The sequence below is a fragment of the Moorena sp. SIO3I6 genome, from assembly GCF_010672095.1.
This window is the reverse complement of the sequence record NZ_JAAHHU010000505.1, coordinates 1-3,061: the sequence shown is the minus strand read 5'-3', so window position 1 is coordinate 3,061 and position 3,061 is coordinate 1. Positions and strand designations below refer to the sequence as shown.

The window sequence follows — 3,061 nt, the reverse complement described above, 5'->3', positions numbered from 1 at the left end:
TTATTATAGGCCGAATCAACAGTTGACAGGATAGTGTTGTAAGTTTCTAATTTTTCTCTCACAGATTGGATAGATGCTTCCAACTGCTGAATTGTCATTCCATTGCCTAAATCCAGCTTAGCGTTAATGGATTTAAGACTAGCAAGTCGCCGTTCTGCATTCATCAATTTTCTTGAATTTCGCTTGAGTCGAGCCATAGATTACCTTGCCATAGTTAAGCTTACATCAACTATAGTGCTCCAAAAAAACTAGCAATGTAATCAGAAAAATCCTCATAAAAACTGGGAGTAATTGATAGAATTTTTTTGAGGCGTTCAGTGAATTTATTGATATAGCGCTATGGGCAAGGGCATCGGGAATCGGAACCCACCCCTAACCCCTCCCAGGAGGGCATCGGGAATCGGAACCCACCCCTAACCCCTCCCAGGAGGGGAACGGGAATCGGGAAAACAATCCCTTGTAAGCTACTCCCTACTCCCTACTCCCTACTCCCTTTGCTATAGCACTGATAAAACAGCAAACTGTACTGGCATGTGAGAAAATAGTACTCGTTAAGAACAAACAGGTGCCTTTTTTTAATACATAAGTACTATTTTATTAGCAACAAGTACTAGTTACTGATAAACGAGTACTGGTATATGAGAAACTAGTACTCGTTAGTGAGAAACGGGTACTCGTTAACGAGAAACGGGTACCCGTTTGTTATACACCAGTACTGGTATGTGAGAAACGAGTACTAGTATGTGAGAAACGGGTACCCGTTTGTTATACATAGGTACCCGTTTGTTATACACCAGTACTGGTTAACGATAAACGAGTACTGGTATGTGAGAAACAAGTACTAGTTAGCGGTAAATAAGTACTCCTGTGATAGAAGTCAGTACCCGGTTTGGTTTGTGGTTGACCGTTGACCGTTGACCGTTAACCAGAGACTTCGGCGTAAGCATTCAGCCGTCAGCTGTCAGCCGTCATATCATGTCCGGTTGAATACTTACAACTCTTTTATCTTCATAACTGCGAGAAACGCTATATATTGACTGAATTATCTCTTATCAAAATATTTTTCATCAAAACTTTATTAAATTAAAGATTGAGTAAAGTTTACTTTTCCTAGCTCAATGAGTACTGATTTATATGTAATAGTATTGTTGGAAAATAAATCAGTCATCAACGTTAACTAGTTCATTGTTGTCATAGTTGCCAACCTAAAGCCGTCAAAGAAAAGACCCCCTCTGGGGATAATAATCAACAATAAACTCTATTTTGAGAGAGCGCTGCTTGAGTTCGTAGCGATTTTTCTCATTAGTTTAGTTACTTCCATGCTTAGACTACTTGGCTTGGATGGGTCAGATCATGGTGCTTGCTTATTAAGAGGCTCTAGATTTTAGAATTAATTGATTTGAGCCCCTTGATGTTTAGATGATCTGACTTATAGCTTTTATGGCATTTATGAGGTATGGTTATCAACCTCAAAGTACCCATTGTTAAGGGGGATTTAGGGGGATCGCTTTGTACCTGATGGAAGAGAGAATTGCTATATTAATGAATTTTCCAATACTCTTCAAACCGATGCAGTACCTCATGGGATAAAGCCCCTTTGGCCGCCCTGCCTCAAGACATAGTTACAGCAAATAGTGTAGTGGCTAAAAACATAGCATTTTACCTAAAAAAGGAGTAATCAATCTTATGTCTACTCGTCAATTGTTCAATGTCTTAACCCTATGCTCAGGTACAGTAAGTTTAGTTAGTGCCGCAACTCTGTTAAGTGCTAACCCAGCCCTAGCAATTGTCAATGGCAGTTTTGAAACTGGTGATTTCACCCCATGGGCAACCATAGGCGACACTAGTATTGAGACAGAAGCGTTTGGAAGTGGTCCAACCGATGGAGACTTCCAAGCTCTACTAAGTACTGATTTTGGTTCAGTTCCTGTCTCGGATATAGAAACATTTCTAGGATTAACAGCTGGAAGCTTAGCTACTATCCCTAATCTTCCCAATGTAGGCACTCCCACAGAGGGTTCTGCAATTCAACAAACCTTCACCGCCCATGCCGGAGATATTTTGACTTTTGATTGGAACTTTCTCACGGATGAATCGACATCTTTTAGTCCAGCAGTTTTTAACGATTTTTCCTTCGTGAGCATAGCTAAAATGGTAGATGGGCTAGCTGACACCAACTCCCCACTATTCATAACATCTTTGACACGTTTTTTTCAAGAGACTGGCTTTCAGAGTTTTTCTTATACCTTTGAGACCTCCGGAAGCTTTAGTTTAGGAATTGGAGTCTTCGACGAGGATGATACTGCTTTTAGCTCTGGACTGCTGATTGACAATGTTGAGCTCACATCCGTCCCGGAACCTGCTTCAATTTTGGGCTTACTAGCATTAGGTGCTTTGGGAACAGGTACAGCTTTCAAAAAAAAGACTGCTTAAGCATATGCGCTACCCGCACGCTACTTGAGGTGCGGTCAGCGCACAAAATAAATTCTTGTAATTAGTTTGAATTAATTCTCAAAAAACCCCACTGGTTTAAGACACTGGTGGGGTTAATTTATAATTTATGATTTATGATTTATTTACAAATTAACCAAAATTACAATGTAGCCATTAATTTATCCCGTCTAGGGTATAGGTGAAAGCCTATATAGCAATCCGATCTGATTCGTGAAAAAAATGGTATGCTTTAAGGCATTTGGCAGAAGGCACCTAGGGTGTGGGGTGTGGGGTGTGGGGTGTGGGGTGTGGGGGATAAGAAAGGGATGCAGCAAGGGAACAGGGGGTTTCCCCCACTCGCGCTTTGGATCAAGACAATGATTTAAGATTATTATAGAGGGCTAAGCCCTTCCGATTTCCGATTCCCGATTCCCGATTCCCGATTCCCGATTCCCTACTCCCTACTTTAATACAATTATCCCTCGGTTTTAGTACTTATCCTGATTTCAATAGAGGTTTTGAGGCTGTATACTTGACAAAACTTCAGAGAATGCTATTCCAGGGGTTTATTGCCGGTTTGCTCCAACTGATATATTAGATATCTGCTTGTTATGATGTGCGCCTGTGA

1 protein-coding gene is annotated in these 3,061 nt (G+C 40.9%); it reads left to right on the top strand.

The annotated features are described in order from the left end of the window. Positions 1-1,686: 1,686 nt before the first annotated feature. The gene (locus F6K49_RS38665) at positions 1,687-2,433 is read left to right on the top strand and encodes a PEP-CTERM sorting domain-containing protein (RefSeq protein WP_293105758.1); all 747 of its coding nucleotides are present in this window, start codon (positions 1,687-1,689) and stop codon (positions 2,431-2,433) included. Positions 2,434-3,061 lie beyond the last annotated feature (628 nt).